This is a genomic window from Dellaglioa sp. L3N (assembly GCF_054941095.1).
Window position 1 is genome coordinate 721,195 of the sequence record NZ_CM142928.1, and the last position, 18,646, is coordinate 739,840.

Sequence of the window (18,646 nt, forward strand, 5' to 3'; positions counted from 1 at the left end):
CGTCATGTTTTAATCTTTTTTATTTATTTACGATTTTGTTTACCGGCATTACGATTACGATTATTTTTTGTAGCGTTTGACAAGTCATCTTCAACATTGTCAATTGTACGTTCAACGGTTTCTTCAACAGCATCAATTGTTTTATGTTCTCTAACGACGGGTGGGTTTTTAGCAAGTTCTGCTTGAATCTCACGACGAATTCTTGGACGCATTAACATAATAATAAACGTTTGGACACATGCAAAGATTCCACCGATAAAGAAGTAGAGACCAATACCTGCTGGAGCGCTCAATGTAACAAATACCATCATTACTGGACTAGCAATTAACATTGTTTGCATGGTCTTTTTTTGTGCAGGCGGTAGGCCAATTGTTGAGATGAACCCTTGTCCTAAGTACACAATGAAACACAAGATAGTAAAGACGATTGAAGGCGTACCTAATTTAATACCAAAGAATACAGCACCTTTTAATTCTGCAGAATAGCGAATAGCAGCATATAAAGCAGCAAAGATTGGCATTTGGATTAATAAGGGTAAACAACCAATCCCACCAGTCATGCTGACGTTGTTATCTTTGTAAAGTGCCATCATTGCTTGACTACTTGCTGCTTTTTCTTCTGGTGATTTAGCAGCCTTTTGACGGTCTTGAATCACTTTTAGTTGGGGTTGAATGGAACCCATTTTTTCTTGTTGAACGGTCGCTTTTTTCGATTGGTTAATCATCATTGGCATTAAGGCCATTCGAATGACGAATGAGATGACAATGATCGCAAGACCATAATTATTGCCTAAATGAGATGATAACCATTCAAGTAACCCTTGAGTTGGTTTTGCTAGGTAGTCGTAAACCATGCCGTAAGGGTTACCGCTTTTGTCCTGACGCACACATCCTGATAAAAATAGGACGATGGTCATAAATATTGGGAGCAGTGTTAAACGCTTAAGCTTTTTCATTAATTATTTCTCCTCTTATATGTGACTATATCGATTACTATACTTTAAATATAAGGGGATTTCAATCAGATATGGATAAATGGCGTTTAGTAAAGAACACTAAATTCTGTCGGCGCATAATTAGTTAAGGGGGTTTCTTTGTAATCAGTGACTTTACCGGCTGGTGTAGGTGATTTTTTAACTTTTTGAATAAATTTTTCTAATTGATTATTATCTGGACTACTTGCTTTAATTGTGACACTATCATCAAAATTATTTTGAACGGAGCCATAGATACCTAAATCATCAGCTAATCGTTTTGTTGTATATCTGAAGCCAACGCCTTGTACGCGGCCAAAAACTGTTATTTGAATGGCACTCATAAGATAATCCCTCCATATTTATAGAAATAAGTCATTGTTATTACTTCTAGTATAACTTGAAAATATAAGGACGACCAACTAATGGCATTTTAAATATGATATAATTATTTTTAATAGTAAGAGGGGTATCGTTATGGAAAAAATTAATTCAACACAGAACGCTAAAATTAAATACTGGAAAAAATTACAAACAAAAAAAGGTCGTAAAAAAGAAAATAAATATCTTTTGGAAGGCTGGCATCTTGTTAAGGAAGCTTTGATGGCACACGCAAAAATTGAGTATCTGCTTGTTACAGATGATTTCAGGTATTTTGATGAGATTACTGATATGTCAATTGAACAAGTAGAAATTTCATCTGAAGTCAGTTTGTATCTTGCTGATACAAGTACCCCACAAGGTATTTACGCAGTAACTGAAATGGAAGAAAATATAAAATTATCAGCTGATAATTTAGCTGGTGGTTGGTTAATGTTAGACGGTATCCAAGATCCTGGGAATATTGGGACAATGGTGAGAACTGCAGATGCTGCTGGATTAACGGGTGTTATTTTTGGTGAAGGTAGTGCAGATAGTCATCATCCTAAAGTTTTGCGTTCGATGCAAGGAAGTCAATTTCATGTTCAATTAGTGACTGCTGACTTAATGGAAGTTACGACATTATTTAAAGAAAATAATGTGCCAATTTATGGCTCTGAATTAAATGAAGAAGCACGTAGTTATCGCGAGATTACTGCTGTGGATAGTTTTGGGTTAATTATGGGTAATGAGGGTAACGGGATGCGCAATGATTTATTGAATGCAACGGATGCTAATCTTTATATTCCAATTAAGGGTCGTGCCGAATCACTTAATGTAGCTATTGCCGCTGGTGTATTGATGTTCCAACTCAAAGCTTAATTAATGTTGTATTAGGAAAGAGTATTACGATTTCCTAAAGATAACTGATTACGCTTGCATTGATTGTTTAATCAGTTATGATGAAGGTAGTTAAAAATGATTCTGGAGGCGCAAGGGTATATGAAAAAAGATTCGTATCTTGATGATGAATTATATATGAGTTATGTTGGCGATCTTTTGGCAAAACCAGAAGTTCAAAGGTTAAGTGAATATACACAACATCACTTTTCTACGCGATTAGAACACTCAATCTCAGTTTCTTACGATAGTTATCGTATCGCTAAAAAATTACATTTAAATGCAAAAGCAACAGCAAGAGCCGGATTACTACATGATTTATTTTATTATGATTGGCGGACAACAAAATTTGACCGCGGAACGCATGCTTGGATTCATCCTCGTATCGCTGTCAGAAATGCAGAGAAATTAACATCATTATCTGATTTAGAAAAAGATATTATTATTAAACATATGTGGGGTGCAACGGTTGCACCACCTAAATATCCAGAAGGTTACATTGTGACAATGGTTGATAAGTATGAAGCAACAAGTGAAGTTTCATCACCACTGAAAAGTATGTCAAAGCTTGGCTTTCGAAAGTTGATTGCGGTTTTAAAATAATTTCTAAAAAGAATGGACCTTTGGGCCTATTTTTTTTGGTTAATCAAAAAAGTAAACCAAGTTTGTTTACTTTTTGTTAGTTAATGATAAAATAATAACAGTGATATATTGGAGGAGGGATAACATGCAAGTGATACAAGAGAAAACAAATTACGAAACGTGTCCAAGATTTGAAAAAACTTTTTCGATCTTAGGCAAAAAATGGAACGGTTTAATTATTGATGTTTTATTAGATGAAGGACCACAACGTTTTAAGGAATTAGCTCAAAAAGTTGATAAATGTAGTGACCGTGTATTGGTTGAACGTTTAAAAGAACTTGAAGATGCTAACGTTGTCGGGAGAGTTGCTATTGGTGAAACAAGCCGTAGTTTTTATGAACTAACTGAACAAGGTGAGGACATGAAGAATATGATGACTAGTGTTCACGAATGGTCAGAAAAATGGTATACATTGAAAGATTGTGAGTAAGACTTGACGGTAAGCCTCGTTACCTTTAAACTATGAATATAGAGTAAAGGCTTAGATAGAAACTAGTAGATATTTTTTTAAGATCCAAAGGGATGGTTAGCTAGACTGAAACTAATCAATAAATAAAAATATTGAATTCACTTCTGGAGCTGTTAATTTAACTTACAACGACATAATTAACCGGTTAATGGCCGTTATCATTTTGAGTGTTTGGGGTTATTTTAGCCTCAAAAACAAGGGTGGTACCGCGAGACCTCGTCCCTTTTAGGGATGGGGTCTTTTTGTGTCCAAAAATCTATCAAAAACAATTAAACGAAGGAGTCGATATTAATGGATTTAAAAGAGAAGTTACTTGAACTGCAAGAAAAAGGTTTAAAACAAATTCGTGAATCAGAAGATTTAAAACAAATTAATGACATTCGCGTTAATTTACTTGGTAAAAAAGGACCTATTACGGAAGTTTTAAGAGGGATGAAAGATTTATCTGCCGAAGAACGTCCAAAGATTGGTAGCTTTTCTAATGCCATCAAAAATGAATTGGCTGAAGCAATTCGTGCAAAAAATGAAGAATTAGAAATCAAAAAAACGGCTAAAAAGTTAGAAAAAGAAAAATTAGATGTCACCTTACCGGGTGCGCAAATCCAATTGGGTCAACCACATGTTATTATGCAAGTTATTGAAGAATTGGAAGACCTCTTTTTAGGTATGGGTTATCAAGTTGTTTCTGGTCCAGAAGTTGAAGAAGACCATTACAATTTTGAAATGTTGAATCTACCTGCTGATCATCCTGCTCGAGATATGCAAGATACATTTTACATTACAAAAGAATTGTTAATGAGAACGCAGACGTCACCTGTTCAAGCAAGAACAATGGAAACACATGATTTTTCAAAGGGGCCTTTAAAAATGGTTTCACCGGGTAAAGTTTATCGACGTGATACAGATGATGCAACGCATTCGCATCAATTCCATCAATTTGAAGGTTTAGTAATTGATAAACATGTCACAATGGCTGATTTAAAAGGAACAATTGAATTAATCGCTAAAACAATTTTCGGAGAAGAACAAGAAATCCGTTTACGACCAAGTTACTTCCCATTTACTGAACCATCAGTTGAAGTTGATGTGACTTGTTTCAAATGTCAGGGTAAGGGTTGTTCAATCTGCAAATACACAGGCTGGTTAGAAGTTTTAGGTGCCGGAATGGTACATCCAAATGTTCTAAGAATGGCCGGTGTTGATCCAGAAGTTTATGGTGGATTTGCCTTCGGTTTAGGGCCTGATCGTTTTGCAATGCTTAAATATAGTATCGACGATATCCGTAATTTCTACTTGAATGATAATCGTTTCTTGTCACAATTCGCGAAGAGAGGTTAGAGAAAAATGAAAGTATCTAAAAATTGGTTAAACGAATATTTAACATTAGACATTGCGCCTGATGTTATTGCTGAAAAAATTGCCCGTACGGCTGTTGAAATTGACAGTGTTAAACGTCCTTCTGAGGGACTTAAAAAAATTGTTGTTGGCTATGTTGATAGCTTAGTTCCTCATCCAGATTCTGATCACTTGAGTGTTTGTCAAGTCGATGTTGGCGAAGATGACCTCAGTCAAATTGTCTGTGGTGCACCCAATATTGCTGCAGGTCAAAAAGTTATTGTTGCACTACCAAATTCTAGAATTGCTGATAATGTCAAAATTAAGCGTGGTAAGATGCGTGGACAAGCTTCAGAAGGAATGATTTGTGCCTTACAAGAAATCGGATTTTCTGAAAGTGTTGTTCCTAAAGAATTTGTTGAAGGTATTTATGTGATGCCAGAAGATGCTATTCCTGGCGAACCTGTTTTTGATTATTTAGGGATGAATGACGATATTATTGATATTGATGTAACACCAAATCGTGCTGATATGTTAAGTATGCGTGGTGTCGCTCACGAATTATCAGCTGATTATGATGTTCCAGCAATATTTAAGCATCCAGATTTGAAAGAAACGTCTGATGAAAAAGCAGAAGACTACATTTCTTTGGCTTTGCCTGATAAGACCTTAGCGCCAACTTATTCTATGCGTATAATTAAAGATTTAACTGTTAAACCAAGCCCAATGTGGTTACAAATTCGCCTTTGGAATGCTGGTGTTAGACCAATTAATAACGTTGTTGATGTTACTAATTATATGTTGATGGATTACGGTCAGCCTTTGCATGCCTTTGATTATAATAAATTAGGTAGTAAAGATATTTTAGTAAGAACAGCTAATGCCGGTGAAAAAATAACGACACTTGATAGTGAAGAACGTGAATTGAAAGATTCAGATATCGTTATCACAAATGGTAAAGCACCCATCGCTATCGCTGGAACAATGGGTGGCGAATCAACACAAATCACCAATGAAACGGTAACCGTTGCGCTTGAATCTGCAGTATTCAATAACTCAATGGTTAGAAAAACAGCACGCTCACAAGGTATTCATAGTGAAGCTTCAATGCGATTTGAACGTGGTATTAACGTAGGGACCGTTCAAGAGTCTCTAGATGCTGCGGCTGATTTAATTGCTGAGTTAGGTGATGGAACGGTTCTTACTGGGACAGTTAGTGCAAGTAAATTAGAAGCAGAATCAACTTTTGTGGATACGACAGTTGCACATATTAATAATGTACTTGGAACTGAATTATCAGAAGAAAAAATTGTTAAATTATTTGAACAATTAGGATTTACTGTGATAAATCGAGATAACACTTTAACTGTTGAAATTCCTGCAAGACGTTGGGATATTAGTATTGAAGCAGATTTAGTTGAAGAGATTGCACGTATTTATGGATACGACAATATTCCGTCAACATTGCCCACAGGTGAAATGACACCTGGTAAATATACGTATAAACAAAAAATGATTCGACAAGCGCGTCATATTTTGGAATCAGCTGGGTTATCTGAGGCAATTAGTTATGGGTTAACAACAGAAGATAAAGCGGCTAAATTTGTTTTTGAAGAAAAAGATGTTTTTACAACTAATTTGATGTTCCCAATGAGTTCAGAACGCACAACTACAAGAATGAATTTAATTAGTGGACTATTAGACGATTTAAGCTACAATGAAGCACGTAAATCTGATAATATTGCCTTTTATGAACAAGGCAGAGTCTTTTTCCGTAGTGAGGGTGAGGACAGACCTGTTGAAATTGAACATATTGCTGGTGCAATGACAGGCTTATTCAAACTTGCTAATTGGCAAAGTGAGAAACAACCCGTTGATTTTTTCATGATTAAAGGGGTTGTTGAGCAGTTATTAACACAATTACAATTGGCAGATGATGTTAGCTATGTCGCTTCTGAAGGTCATGAAGATATGCATCCAGGACGTACAGCTGATGTTTATTTGAAAGATGAATTAATTGGATTTGTTGGACAAGTTCATCCTAATACAGCTAAAGAATTTAATTTAAAGGAAACTTATGTTTTCGAATTGGATCTTCAAAAATTAGTTGATGCAGTCAAAGAAGAACGTTTATTTGCAGCTATTTCTAAATTCCCATCAGTGACTCGTGATGTAGCGCTAGTCGTTGCTAATGACGTCGCTAACAGTGATATCGAGACACTTATCAAAGAAAAGGGCGGTAAGTCTTTAAGTGATATTCATCTATTTGACCTTTACCAAGGCTCTCATATTGAAAAAGGAATGAAATCTTTGGCTTATACGTTAACTTATCAAGATGTGACAAAAACTTTAATTGAAGAAGATGTGACAAAAGATTTTGACCGTGTTATCGAAGCTTTAAAAGAAACATTCAGAGCTGATATTCGATAAGCGAGGACGCACAATAACGTAGTCGTTATTTAGCGTAAGGAGGTCAAATAATGAAAAATGAAGAAACATCTCCAGAATTACCGCCAGAGAATAATAAAAATCAGGCTCATAGGATTATCGCTGGCGTTATTACATTATTGTGTGTATTGTTACTGACGATAATGTTTGTGACGTATCGTTATATTAAAGCATCCTTAGATCCATTGGATAAAAATAATAACACAATTGAGCAAGTTTATATTCCCATTGGTTCAAATACAAAACAAATTGGGACTATTTTAGAAAAAAATAAAATCATTAAGAGTGGCACCGTTTATACGTATTATGTAAAACAAAAAAAAGTTTCAAAATTTAAGGGTGGCTATTATCAACTTAAAGCATCCATGAGTTTAGATAAAATTGCTTGGACGCTTCAGCAAGGTGGAAGTAGTGAGCCAATTCAAAATACGTTAGCAAAAGTTTTAGTTAGTGAGGGAACAACGGTTAATGAAATCGGTAAGGCTATCGCTAAAAAGACTAACTTTTCATATGATGATTTTATGAAATTAATGAAAAATAAAACATTTTTAACTTATTTAGATAAAAAATATCCGGGGCTGCTAGATTCTTCTATGGCATCCAATAATGCAAAATATCATTTGGAAGGGTATCTGTTCCCGGCAACCTATACAGTTTATAAAAAAACAACGTTGAAGGATCTTGTTGAGCAAATGGTTGTGAAGTCAAATAATGAATTGTCGCCTTATTATGCAACGATTAAAAAGCAAAAACTGACAGTTCAAAAGGTGATAACACTTTCGTCATTGGTTGAGAAAGAGACCGCAAATCATACGGATCGTCAAAAAATTGCAGGTGTTTATTTTAACCGAATTGCAGCGGAAATACCGTTACAATCTGATATTTCGGTTAGTTACGCTTTAAATACACCTCAAAAAGACTTGACATCAGCTGATTATTACGTTGATAAACCATATAACTTGTATGTTTATAAGGGATTTGGACCTGGGCCATTTAATAATGCTAGCTTGGATTCCATTCAGGCTGTTTTGAAGCCACTGGATATGAAAAAGCATAATATCTATTTCATTTTAAATTCAAATTCTAAAAAAATAGAGTATTCTAAGACGTATGAGTATTATCAAGCATTTTCACCTACAACTCAAACAGATAACAGTTATGCGCAATAATCTGCGTAACCGGTTTACAATCACAATATTAAATGTTAATCTGGTAGGCATATTGAACTTATCAATTTTAAAAGGAGCAAGTAATGGCAGAAGATAAAGTATATCCAATGACCCTAGATGGTAAAAGTAAACTTGAAGAAGAACTTGAAACATTAAAAACAAAAACGCGTGCAGAAATTATTAAACGAATTAAAATTGCGCGTAGTTATGGTGATTTATCAGAAAATTCAGAATATGAATCAGCTAAAGATGAACAAAGCTTTGTTGAAGGCCGTGTTAAAACGATTGAGCATATGCTTCATTATGCTGAAATCATTGATAATGCTGGCGTTGATGACGATGAAGTTTCTGTTGGTAAGACAGTTTCATTCATGGAACCTGGTGAAGAAGCAGAAACGTATACAATTGTTGGGGCAGCAGAAGCTGATCCAATGTCTGGTAAAATTTCTAATGAAGCACCAATTGCAAAAGGATTAATTGGTCATAAACTAAATGAAACAGTTACAATCCAAACACCAAATGGTAGTTTTGAGGTTAAAATTACAGCTGTTACAGATAATTTATAAGCGTTAAAGATAAATAAAAGGGAAAGATTGCATATTGCAATCTTTCCCTTTTGTATTACACAAAAACTATTTAATTAATCTTTTTATGTGTTTGATGATCGGGTTAAGCAATGTTAAAAGCAAGGCTAAGATTGAGACTAGTAGGCCAATTCTCATGTAAGGTGGCCAATAAACGAACTGAATGGTATGGGTTCCTTTGGCAACTTTGAAACTAAGAAAGGTATCCATTGCTTTTTTAGTTGAAACAGATTTTCCGTCTACTTTGACGTGCCAACCTTGGCTATAAGGAATCGTTGTGAAGACAGCTTGATTATTTTTCTTGACGATTACTGAGCCAGTAATAGCATGTTGATTGTACTTCGTAATTTTTAATTCGCCAGATTTTAATTGTTTCATTTGAGATTTGAACGATTTAACGTCCATGTGGTAAAGTGTAAAGTTTTCTAAGAAAAGGGTTCTTTTCTTTAATTTAGCTGTTAAAATGATTTTTTTACCTTTATTATTGGCAGCAATATTGACAACAACGGTATTTCGATAAGTTTTATATTGTTTTAATTCATGCCCATTTAATTTGAATAAGACGTTATCTGTACTTAATCCTGCACCTAAGGTTAAATAATAAGCATCATTTGTTGCTGGAGTATAGGTAAAGGTAACTGTTCCAGGTTTATTTAATTTTGTTTTGGTTAGAATTGAATCCGTCAAGTTCGTTTGTGTACCGACGTTATCAAAATTAACAGTATCAAAATTAATAGGTGTAAATAAGGCGTCATTATTAATACCTGTTAGAGAAGATAACCAATTTGATTGGTATCTTAGTGGGTTAGTTGCTTTGTTCTGTTTTGTTAAAATTGTTTTATTGGCCGCGTAACCAATTGATAGTGCGTAGGGATTTTTGACTGTTTCAGTTAGTGCTTCACTTGAAACGGGTTTATAGTAAGCAGTATCAGGTTTTTCAGTTAACGGTGTCAATGTTTCTAACTGTGTTGTGAGTGCTTTAGATGTCTTTATTTGTTTTGGCATGAAGACATATTTCATATCTAATAGAGAATCTGTCACCAATGTACCGTTTGAATAAGTGACGTAATTATCGCCATCAGGTTGGCCCATTTTACCGTAAAAGGTTGGGATTGATTTGGAAAAGGCGGAACTGAAGTGAGATCCACTGAAGAAATCAGCTGACATTGCATCATTTTTAGTTCGACTGTATGTTTGTGCCACACGATAAAAAGAATGATCAATTTTCTTTAATGCTTTATTTTCAGTTGCTAAGGCTGTTGTTGATACGTCGTATTCGCTCGTAGATAAATAACTGATATTATCTAGTGAGTAGACAGCGTTACAAGCCATTTCAGCGATGACACTTAGAAATAATAACCATTTGAATGAAGGTGACGCATGATCTTGAAACTGAATTAAAATTAAAGTTAATAAAATAAATAGGAGCGATAAAATTAAAGTTTCATTAGACAAATAATTATAGGCTGTTTTTGCTAAAAATAGGTACGTGAACATCCCAATGAATAAAAGCCCCACAACACTTAGTTTCCAGAGCTTAACAGGGTTAAAATACTCGAATTGTTGTGCAGCTAAAAGGATAATCCAGAAGCAAAAGACAAATGAAAAACGATAAGGATACCAAACAGGAAATTGCATGCCATGCCATAGTAAGTCTAAGGGTTCAAAGCACATTGATAAAATTAAGAAACTTGTGATTAAGAAGGCGACAATGCGTTCTCTAATTGAAAAACGTTTATTCATGAAATATAAGATGAAGCCAATTAAAGCAAGGCTACCAATGAAAATATTAGGAAATCCGGAAGGCATCTGATCAAAGTTGAATGAACCAATAATTAATTTTGAGAGCATAGCCAATGGATTATATTCAAATTTTGCTTTAATCGAATCTTCAGTATATTGCCCTTTGCTTGAAAGTAATGAAAATAGGGTTGGAAATAAAATAATTGCTGAAATTGCGACAGAAATTAATGATTTATAAGCAAAGGTCCAGGTGCTTTTTAAAAATTGTCTAAAGGTAAGTTTAACACGACTTGTTGTATACAAGAAGTATAAAATCATGAAAAGACAGACCATGTAACCCATGTAATAATTAACGATTAAAAGGAGTGCAAGCCACCAGGTATAAGCCCAACTTTTAGGCTTATTTTGTAATTTTTCAAAGCCTAAAATGACTAATGGCAATAGAATTACTGCATCTAGCCATAGTAAATTGAGTTGATTTGCGATTGTCCATCCCATTAAAGCATAGGCTGTGGCAAATAATGGTATATAAAATGATTTCATTCTCGTTGTTTTTTTCAATAATAGACCAAATGTGAGACCTGATAGAGCATATTTTAAAAGGGTAACTAGCATAACCCCTGCTAAAATTGATTTGCCTGGGAATAGTAAAAAAATCAGATTAAAAGGACTCATAAGGTAATAAGCCCATTCACCCAACATGTCACCGCCAATTGCTTGTGAGAACGAATAAAAGAAACTAGTAGGGTGATGAAGGAGCGTTGCTCTAAAATAAGAGAAAAAATCGATATATTGTTGACCTAAATCAACGGTTAATAAGGAACTGTTTCCGAATGGATACATTTTTCGACCAACAAAGTAGCAAAGCATGATGACCAATGGAATAAAGAAACTTAGAAGGAGTACCTGATGTTTTTTGATGTTGTTTTTTATCGGGATCATTTTAAAACCTCTCAGACTATTTATATATGGTAATAAGAATAGCATATTTGAGCCCTTGTCGCATGATTCAATGATAGATAGCATTTATGTTTTAATGATAATTAAAGTTTTTATTACAATCTAAATTGTTAACTCACTTATGTCCACAATGGGCTTAAAAATGTGGTAATATGATAAATGATATATTTAAACGAATTGAAAGACTAATAATGATACAGTGAGAGGTAATTAAACGTGAAACTTCCAAAAGCAAAACAAGGTCGAAGCAAACAAAATAAATCACATATTCCATTCAGATTGAATTTTTTATTCTTTATTGTTTTCCTACTATTTGCGGCATTATTGGTGCAATTAGCCTATTTACAAATTTTAAATGGGGCATCATTTGAAGCAACCGTTAATAGCACGGATACAACAACAGAAACTAAGAATGTGCAACGGGGAATGGTCTATGATTCAACAGGTAAAGTGTTGGTTGGCAATAACTCTTCACGAGCAATTACTTATACCAAAGGATCAGGTGTTCTTTCAACGGATTTGTATAAAATTGCTAATCATTTAGTAACATATGTCAGTATTGATACAAGTAAATTGACGGATCGCAATGCTGCTGACTATTATTTAGCAAATACAAAACATTTAGCAACGGTTACAGCTGCTGTTAAGAAAGAAAAAAAACTAACGTCTGCTCAAATGACTAAGTTAACGAGTGTTGATTTTAATACATTCGCAGTGGCGTATGTCGTTGAACATAATATTAATGCATTGACTGATCAAGAAAAAGAAGCTGCAGTTATTTTTTCAAAAATGTCAGGAGCTTACTCGCTATCAACTGTTTACTTGAAGACGTCTAATGTGACTGATAAGGAAATGGCTGAAGTGGGTGAACATTTATCAGGAATGCCTGGCATTAAAATAGGGACTAATTGGTCAAGAAGTTACCCTAATGGTAAGAGCATGAACACGATTATTGGGAACGTAACCAGTGAATCAACTGGCTTACCTAGTGATAGTATTGAGACGTTGATGAGTGAAGGCTATTCACGAAATGATAGTGTTGGTCAAAGTTACTTGGAGAAACAGTACGAAAATGTTTTAAAGGGAACGAAGTCACAAACTAAGATGGAAGTGGCTAATAGTAAAATTGTGAAACAAGCGCAAGAATATAGTGGTAAAAAAGGGGATAACCTTGTTTTAAATATTAATGCTAAATTTCAAGCTCAAGTTCAAAAAATTATGAAAGATAGTGTAACATCAATTGCTGGGAGTAATCCTTATAACCCAGGGGCCTATGCAGTTGTTATGAATCCGCATACTGGTGCGGTTTATGCAATGTCCGGCGTTAGTCGTAATATTAAGACTGGTAAGATTACGGATGATGCATTAGGCTCAATTAACCAAGTATTTACAATGGGATCTGTTGTAAAAGGTGCTACGGTAATGGGCGCTATGATGGACGGTGTGATTACGCCAACGAGCAACACACTGACTGATGAACCAATCAAGCTTGCTGGAACAGCTACTAAATCATCATGGTTTAATGCGTCTGGAGCAGCTAACGTTGCATTGACAGCATCTGATGCATTAATGGTTTCTTCTAACTCGTACATGATGCAATTAGCAATGAAAGAAGGAGGATTCAATTATTCAAGTGGGTCTTCACTAGATATGTCTAATTCAATCTTCTCAAAAATGCGTGGTTACTTTAATCAATTTGGACTGGGCGTTAAAACGGGTGTCGATTTACCCGGTGAGTCGACTGGTTTTGAAGGGGTCGCTAACCAAACTAATATTGGTAAAGCACTTGATTTATCTTTCGGAAATTATGATTCGTATACTACTATTCAATTAGCACAATATATGTCAACAATGGCTAATGGTGGGACAAGATTACAACCACAAATTGTAAAAGCAATTCGTTCAACGAATGCTGATGGCTCTTTGGGTTCTGTCCAAACTGAAATGACACCTAATGTCTTAAGTACAGTTAATGCAACAAAACCAGAATTTGATGTTGTTAAATCAGGTCTTTATAAAGTTGTTCATGGAACCAATCCGTTGAGAACGGGTGGCACAATGAGTACGGCAACACCATCTATTTCAGCTAAAACGGGTACTGCCCAAACATTCTATGGTACAACTGAAACTGAAGCACTTAGTTTGGCTTCATATGCGCCTTCAAATGATCCTAAAGTCGTTGTTGCATTGGTTTTCCCTGGTATGGTCAATAATACAGGTAGTGCAATTAACTCACAGGCAGCACTTAAAATTTACTCAGCATTTTGGAAAACTGTGGAATCAAGTAAATAATCTGAACAAAATAAGTACTTAATACCTGATTTTATTGCTGTAAAGTAAATTTCCTTAACAAATAAAAAAAAACACTAGCGTTTACTTATTAATAATGATATTATATAAGACGTTAAAGACTAATTGTCTTATGAAATTATGAAGAAATATATGGAGGGTTGCAACCATGCGTGTACACATTACATTAGAATGTACGGAATGTCATGAACGGACATACCTATCAAGCAAAAACAAACGTAATAATCCAGATCGTGTTGAGCTTAATAAATTTTGCCCACGTGATCGTAAAGTTACTTTACATCGCGAAACAAAATAACAACGGGAGTTTTCCTGTTGTTTTTTTGTTTTAAATAACTTTTATACTAGTTGAAATAAAATCTTGTAAACGTTATTTTAAAGAAATTTGAAACAAATGAGGAGCTATTTCATGAATTTGGCAAAATATAAACACACACCATTTATGACATACTTCTTTATTAGCATATCGGCGATTGTTTTTATTGCAATGACAATTGCTGGGGGTAGCCAAGATACAAATGTATTAATCGAATTTGGTGCTAAATATAACCCACTCATTATGAACGGTGAGTGGTGGCGATTATTTAATCCTATCTTTTTGCATATTGGATTTGAACATATTGTTCTTAACATGTTCACCTTGTATTTTATTGGCATCCAAATTGAAGAATTATTTGGTCACTGGCGTTTTACAGGTATTTATCTATTAGCGGGAATCGCTGGGAATATTGCAAGTTTTGTCTTTAGTCCGGGGACTATTTCTGCTGGTGCCAGTGGGGCCATCTTTGGTTTGTTTGGGGCTTTCTTAATGCTAGGTGATAACTTTAGAGAAAGTGCTTATTTCAGACAAATGTCACAGCAATTTTTACTATTTATTATGTTAAATCTTGTTTTTGGCTTTATGTCGACGAGTACAGATAATGCTGCCCATATTGGGGGGATTCTATCTGGATTCCTAATTGCGACAACCTTGGGTACTGCAGGATTAGCCAAAATTAGTCGTGTTAAACGGATAGCTGCGTTCATTATCTTTATTGTCATCAATTTTATTCTGATTAAAATTGGTATTTCCAATAGTATCTAGTTTAAGGCGGTGACTATTGATTGAAAAATTTATACGATGTCCAACAACTATTGAAACAATTCGGCGTGTACGTCTATGTTGGTAAACGAATGTGGGATATTGAATTAATGGCGTTAGAGTTAGATAATTTACATCGATCAGGTGTGATTGATGATAAAATCTATGCCAGAGCTAAAATCGTCCTGGCCCATGAGCACAGAATTGAAGAACAAAATAATTGAGAACAAGTGGAGGAATTAATTATGACAATTGAAAAAAAATTAATCGGTGTTGATTTAGGTGGCACAACGGTTAAATTCGCAATTTTAACAGAAAATGGCGAGATTCAACAAAAATGGAGTATTGAGACAAATGTCCTTGATGAGGGCGCACATATTGTGCCAGATATTATTGATTCAATTAATCATCATATTCAATTGTTTGATATGACTGCTGATCAATTCAGTGGTATTGGAATGGGTTCACCTGGTACAGTTGACCGTGCAAACGGAACTGTTATTGGTGCTTACAATTTAAATTGGAAAACATTACAAAATGTTCAAGCAGAAATTGAAGAAGGTACAAAGATTCAATTTGCCATTGATAATGATGCCAATGTTGCCGCTTTAGGTGAACGTTGGAAGGGTGCTGGTGAAAATGATGATGAAGTTGCTTTCATTACACTTGGAACGGGTGTTGGTGGTGGTATCATCGCTAACGGTGAATTATTACATGGTGTTGCAGGTGCCGGTGGTGAAGTGGGTCATATTACGGTTGAACCAAATGGCTACATGTGTACTTGTGGTAAACGCGGATGTTTAGAACAATACGCTTCAGCTACAGGTGTTGTGCGTGTTGCACGTGATATGGCTGAAGAATTTGCTGGTCAATCAAAATTAAAAGAAATGTTAGATGATGGTCAAGAAATCACATCAAAATTGGTTTTTGATTTAGCTAAAGAGAACGATGTTTTAGGTAAAATGGTTGTTGATAAAGTATCATACTACCTTGGTTTAGCTTGTGGTAACTTAGGCAATATATTGAACCCTGCTTACATTGTTATTGGTGGTGGTGTTTCTGCTGCTGGTACTTTCTTATTAGATCAAGTTGCAAAATACTTTAAACAATTCTCATTCCCAACAGTTCGATCATCAACATCATTAAAATTAGCACAATTAGGAAATGAAGCTGGCGTTATTGGTGCTGCTTCACTTGCTCGTCAGTTTATTAAATAATAATTGAGGGGAGAAATATCATGATCTTAGGAGCAATAAATGTTAGTGTAGTCATTAATATTATTTTGATTATTATTTTAGTTGGACTTGCAGGTAATCAATTTTACCTTTGGTACATGGGCCGTCGCTCAGCTAAATTAGTTACAAATGAAGTGTTTAATGAAGGTATGCGTAAGGCGCAAGTTATTGATTTACGTGAAAAAAGTGAATTTGATGCTTCTCATATTATGGGCGCTAGAAATATTCCATATTCTCAATTTAAAACAGCAGTTGGTGGGTTAAGAAAAGATCTACCTCTTTATTTATATGATCAAGGCAAATCGATTAGTACGCGAGCTGCTTATAAATTGCATAAAAAAGGATATACAGATATTACTATTTTGAAAGCAGGTTTTTCAAAATGGGATGGCAGAACTAAAAAACGTTAAATAAAAGCACTGAAGAATTTTTATTCTTCAGTGCTTTTATTTAACTTATTTATGAATGATGTGATGAACGACTCTTACGTGTTGCGCGTTTACGGTTTTCTTCAATCATTTGTTCTTTTTCTTCAAGTGGTGCAATGACGGTTTTTTTAAAGGCAAAGACGCTACCAATTAATGCGCCTACAGTTGCAGCAGTTCCAACAAAGAATCCTTTTGAAAAGTTTTTCATTATGTAGACCTCCTTATTCATTTGACCTCTTTATTATGACTTATTCGCCTCAAAATTGCTACTAAAAGCACTGTCAATTTATAATTAATGATATAATAATTCTTGAAAGTTAGGGGTGAGTTGCGAATGAAGACAAAAGTTTTTGCACATCGTGGTAGTAAGGGAAATAGGCCAGAAAATACATTAATTAGTTTTCAGGCTGCAATAGACGCTGGGGCTGATGGCATTGAAACCGATGTTCAGTTATCTAAAGATAATGAGTTAGTTATTATGCATGATGAAAAGGTTGATAGAACAACCAATTTAACGGGTAAAGTGAAGGATTTAACACTAGCTGAATTGAAAAAGGCAGATGCCGGTATTAAATTTAGTTCAGACTATCAGGGTGAACAAATTCCAACTTTAAAAGAAGTGATTGATTTGTTGAAGATGAACAATTTTAAAGGCACTTTTAATTTGGAGTTAAAAACGAATCATATTGAATATCAAGGCATTGAAGAACTTGTGAATAGACAAATGCAAGAATTACCGTCAGATATTCATCTTCTGTATTCGAGCTTTAATCCAAATTCTATTCGTAGAATGGAAAAAATTAATCCCGATGCAGAATTTGCGAGTCTTTTTCAATTTAAAATTAAAGAGTCACGACGTTTGGCTAAGCATCATTTAATCACTAGTTTACATCCTGATGTGACTTGGTTGCGCGAACGACATGGATTGTTTTGGCCTAAGCTGCTTATTCGGCCATGGACGGTTAACTCAACTAAAGATATGACCTATTGTTTTAAAAAGAAATATGATGCTATCTTTACGGATTATCCGGCAAAAGCAATAGCAGTGCGAGAGAACATCCAAGGAGATTAAAAATGACACAAAAAGTAGTCTTAATTGTTGGTCCAACTGCGGTTGGTAAAACAGATTTGTCAATTAAACTAGCTAAAAAAATGAACGGTGAAATTATTTCAGGTGATTCCATGCAAGTTTATCGTCATTTAGATATTGGAACGGCCAAAGTGACGAAAGCTGAAATGGCTGATGTTCCACATCATTTATTAAATCATAAAAATGTTGATGAACGTTATTCCGTTGCAGATTTCATAAAAGAAAGTCGCTTAGCAATTGGTGATATTGCATCTAGAGGAAAGTTGCCAATAATTGTTGGTGGGACTGGATTTTATTTACAGGCGCTACTTGATAATTTTCAATTAGGTACGAATAATGATGATGATTTGAGTCTCAGAAAAGAGTTACAAGAACATGCTGAAAAAGTTGGTTCTGAGGCAATTTGGCAAGAATTAAATATTTTAGATTCAGAAGCTGCGTTGAAGATTCCGGCTAATAATACGCTCAGAGTGATTCGAGCACTGGAAGTCATTCAGAAATCAAATCATTTATTTTCTGCACAAGCTGATCAGAAAACCAGTGAATTTGATCCTTTTATTATTGGCTTATCAACAGATAGAGCTGTATTGTATGAGCGCATTAATCGTCGAGTTGATTTAATGATTGAATCAGGATTAATTGATGAAGCAAAGTGGCTTTTTGATCAAAAAATTGCTGACTTACCAGCTGGTAAGGGGATTGGTTATAAGGAACTGTACCCTTATTTTGAACAGGTACAATCACTTGATGAAGCAACGGAATTAATTAAACGAAATTCAAGACGTTATGCGAAACGTCAATTGACTTGGTTCAGAAATAAAATGACGGTTAATTGGTTTGATTTAATTGAACATCCAGAACAAATAAAGATTATAGAAGAGCAAGTAACAGAGTGGTTACTTGTATAAAAAATGAGGA

19 protein-coding genes and 1 other annotated feature are annotated in these 18,646 nt (G+C 34.8%); of the genes, 15 read left to right on the forward strand and 4 right to left on the reverse strand.

All coding sequences use genetic code 11. From position 1 onward, the window contains the following. Window positions 1-23: 23 nt before the first annotated feature. Together yidC and ACVPPR_RS03700 are read right to left on the reverse strand one after the other, a co-directional pair. Window positions 24-956, reverse strand: a complete 933-nt coding sequence (gene yidC / locus ACVPPR_RS03695; protein ID WP_462297633.1) for a membrane protein insertase YidC — start codon at window positions 954-956, stop codon at window positions 24-26. 86 nt (window positions 957-1,042) lie between these two features. Next, complete coding sequence (locus ACVPPR_RS03700) at window positions 1,043-1,318, reverse strand: acylphosphatase (RefSeq protein WP_462297632.1); 276 nt, start codon at window positions 1,316-1,318, stop codon at window positions 1,043-1,045. Window positions 1,319-1,451: 133 nt separating this feature from the next. Here ACVPPR_RS03700 and ACVPPR_RS03705 point away from each other — a divergent pair, with 133 nt between their 5' ends. The 7 genes from ACVPPR_RS03705 to greA all read left to right on the forward strand — a co-directional run bounded on the left by ACVPPR_RS03705 (window position 1,452) and on the right by greA (window position 8,863). Continuing rightward, on the forward strand, window positions 1,452-2,216 hold the full coding sequence (locus ACVPPR_RS03705; protein WP_462297630.1) for a TrmH family RNA methyltransferase: 765 nt from the start codon (window positions 1,452-1,454) through the stop codon (window positions 2,214-2,216). Window positions 2,217-2,336: 120 nt separating this feature from the next. Further along, window positions 2,337-2,837 carry an HD domain-containing protein gene (locus tag ACVPPR_RS03710; RefSeq protein WP_462304675.1) on the forward strand — a complete coding sequence of 167 codons (501 nt, stop codon included), beginning with the start codon at window positions 2,337-2,339 and terminating at the stop codon, window positions 2,835-2,837. Between the two features lie 124 nt (window positions 2,838-2,961). After that, window positions 2,962-3,306 carry a winged helix-turn-helix transcriptional regulator gene (locus ACVPPR_RS03715; RefSeq protein WP_462297627.1) on the forward strand — a complete coding sequence of 115 codons (345 nt, stop codon included), beginning with the start codon at window positions 2,962-2,964 and terminating at the stop codon, window positions 3,304-3,306. 43 nt (window positions 3,307-3,349) lie between these two features. Then, window positions 3,350-3,572: a binding site (T-box leader), on the forward strand. A 64-nt stretch (window positions 3,573-3,636) separates the two neighbouring features. Continuing rightward, complete coding sequence (pheS, locus tag ACVPPR_RS03720) at window positions 3,637-4,683, forward strand: phenylalanine--tRNA ligase subunit alpha (protein WP_462304676.1); 1,047 nt, start codon at window positions 3,637-3,639, stop codon at window positions 4,681-4,683. A 6-nt stretch (window positions 4,684-4,689) separates the two neighbouring features. Next, entirely contained in the window at window positions 4,690-7,110 is a 2,421-nt protein-coding gene (gene pheT, locus ACVPPR_RS03725) for a phenylalanine--tRNA ligase subunit beta (protein WP_462304677.1), read from the forward strand. Between the two features lie 50 nt (window positions 7,111-7,160). Next, window positions 7,161-8,297, forward strand: coding sequence for an endolytic transglycosylase MltG (mltG, locus tag ACVPPR_RS03730; RefSeq protein WP_462304678.1), 1,137 nt, complete (start codon window positions 7,161-7,163; stop codon window positions 8,295-8,297). A gap of 83 nt (window positions 8,298-8,380) precedes the next feature. Next, complete coding sequence (greA, locus tag ACVPPR_RS03735) at window positions 8,381-8,863, forward strand: transcription elongation factor GreA (protein WP_462297621.1); 483 nt, start codon at window positions 8,381-8,383, stop codon at window positions 8,861-8,863. 66 nt (window positions 8,864-8,929) lie between these two features. On the opposite strand, the gene ACVPPR_RS03740 is transcribed toward greA, so the two are convergent. Further along, window positions 8,930-11,566 carry a YfhO family protein gene (locus ACVPPR_RS03740; protein ID WP_462304679.1) on the reverse strand — a complete coding sequence of 879 codons (2,637 nt, stop codon included), beginning with the start codon at window positions 11,564-11,566 and terminating at the stop codon, window positions 8,930-8,932. Window positions 11,567-11,800: 234 nt separating this feature from the next. Here ACVPPR_RS03740 and ACVPPR_RS03745 point away from each other — a divergent pair, with 234 nt between their 5' ends. From ACVPPR_RS03745 to ACVPPR_RS03770, 6 genes are all read left to right on the forward strand, one after another. Continuing rightward, the gene (locus ACVPPR_RS03745; RefSeq protein ID WP_462304680.1) at window positions 11,801-13,876 is read left to right on the forward strand and encodes a peptidoglycan D,D-transpeptidase FtsI family protein; all 2,076 of its coding nucleotides are present in this window, start codon (window positions 11,801-11,803) and stop codon (window positions 13,874-13,876) included. Between the two features lie 166 nt (window positions 13,877-14,042). After that, on the forward strand, window positions 14,043-14,192 hold the full coding sequence (rpmG, locus tag ACVPPR_RS03750) for a 50S ribosomal protein L33 (protein ID WP_057973409.1): 150 nt from the start codon (window positions 14,043-14,045) through the stop codon (window positions 14,190-14,192). Between the two features lie 111 nt (window positions 14,193-14,303). Then, complete coding sequence (locus tag ACVPPR_RS03755; protein ID WP_462297616.1) at window positions 14,304-14,978, forward strand: rhomboid family intramembrane serine protease; 675 nt, start codon at window positions 14,304-14,306, stop codon at window positions 14,976-14,978. A gap of 20 nt (window positions 14,979-14,998) precedes the next feature. Then, window positions 14,999-15,199: a YqgQ family protein gene (locus ACVPPR_RS03760; protein ID WP_462297614.1), complete on the forward strand. Its 201-nt coding sequence runs from the start codon at window positions 14,999-15,001 to the stop codon at window positions 15,197-15,199. A 27-nt stretch (window positions 15,200-15,226) separates the two neighbouring features. Beyond that, window positions 15,227-16,192 (forward strand): ROK family glucokinase, encoded by a 966-nt coding sequence (locus ACVPPR_RS03765; protein ID WP_462297751.1) that lies wholly within the window; start codon window positions 15,227-15,229, stop codon window positions 16,190-16,192. Window positions 16,193-16,212: 20 nt separating this feature from the next. Next, complete coding sequence (locus ACVPPR_RS03770; RefSeq protein WP_462304681.1) at window positions 16,213-16,620, forward strand: rhodanese-like domain-containing protein; 408 nt, start codon at window positions 16,213-16,215, stop codon at window positions 16,618-16,620. A gap of 49 nt (window positions 16,621-16,669) precedes the next feature. Here the strand turns inward: ACVPPR_RS03770 and ACVPPR_RS03775 are convergent, their stop codons facing one another. Beyond that, window positions 16,670-16,846, reverse strand: coding sequence for a DUF3042 family protein (locus ACVPPR_RS03775; RefSeq protein ID WP_462297609.1), 177 nt, complete (start codon window positions 16,844-16,846; stop codon window positions 16,670-16,672). Between the two features lie 126 nt (window positions 16,847-16,972). On the opposite strand from ACVPPR_RS03775, the gene ACVPPR_RS03780 reads away from it, so the two are divergent. Both ACVPPR_RS03780 and miaA read left to right on the forward strand, forming a co-directional pair. Next, window positions 16,973-17,710, forward strand: coding sequence for a glycerophosphodiester phosphodiesterase (locus tag ACVPPR_RS03780; RefSeq protein ID WP_462297607.1), 738 nt, complete (start codon window positions 16,973-16,975; stop codon window positions 17,708-17,710). A gap of 2 nt (window positions 17,711-17,712) precedes the next feature. Further along, window positions 17,713-18,636, forward strand: a complete 924-nt coding sequence (gene miaA / locus ACVPPR_RS03785; RefSeq protein WP_462304682.1) for a tRNA (adenosine(37)-N6)-dimethylallyltransferase MiaA — start codon at window positions 17,713-17,715, stop codon at window positions 18,634-18,636. Window positions 18,637-18,646 lie beyond the last annotated feature (10 nt).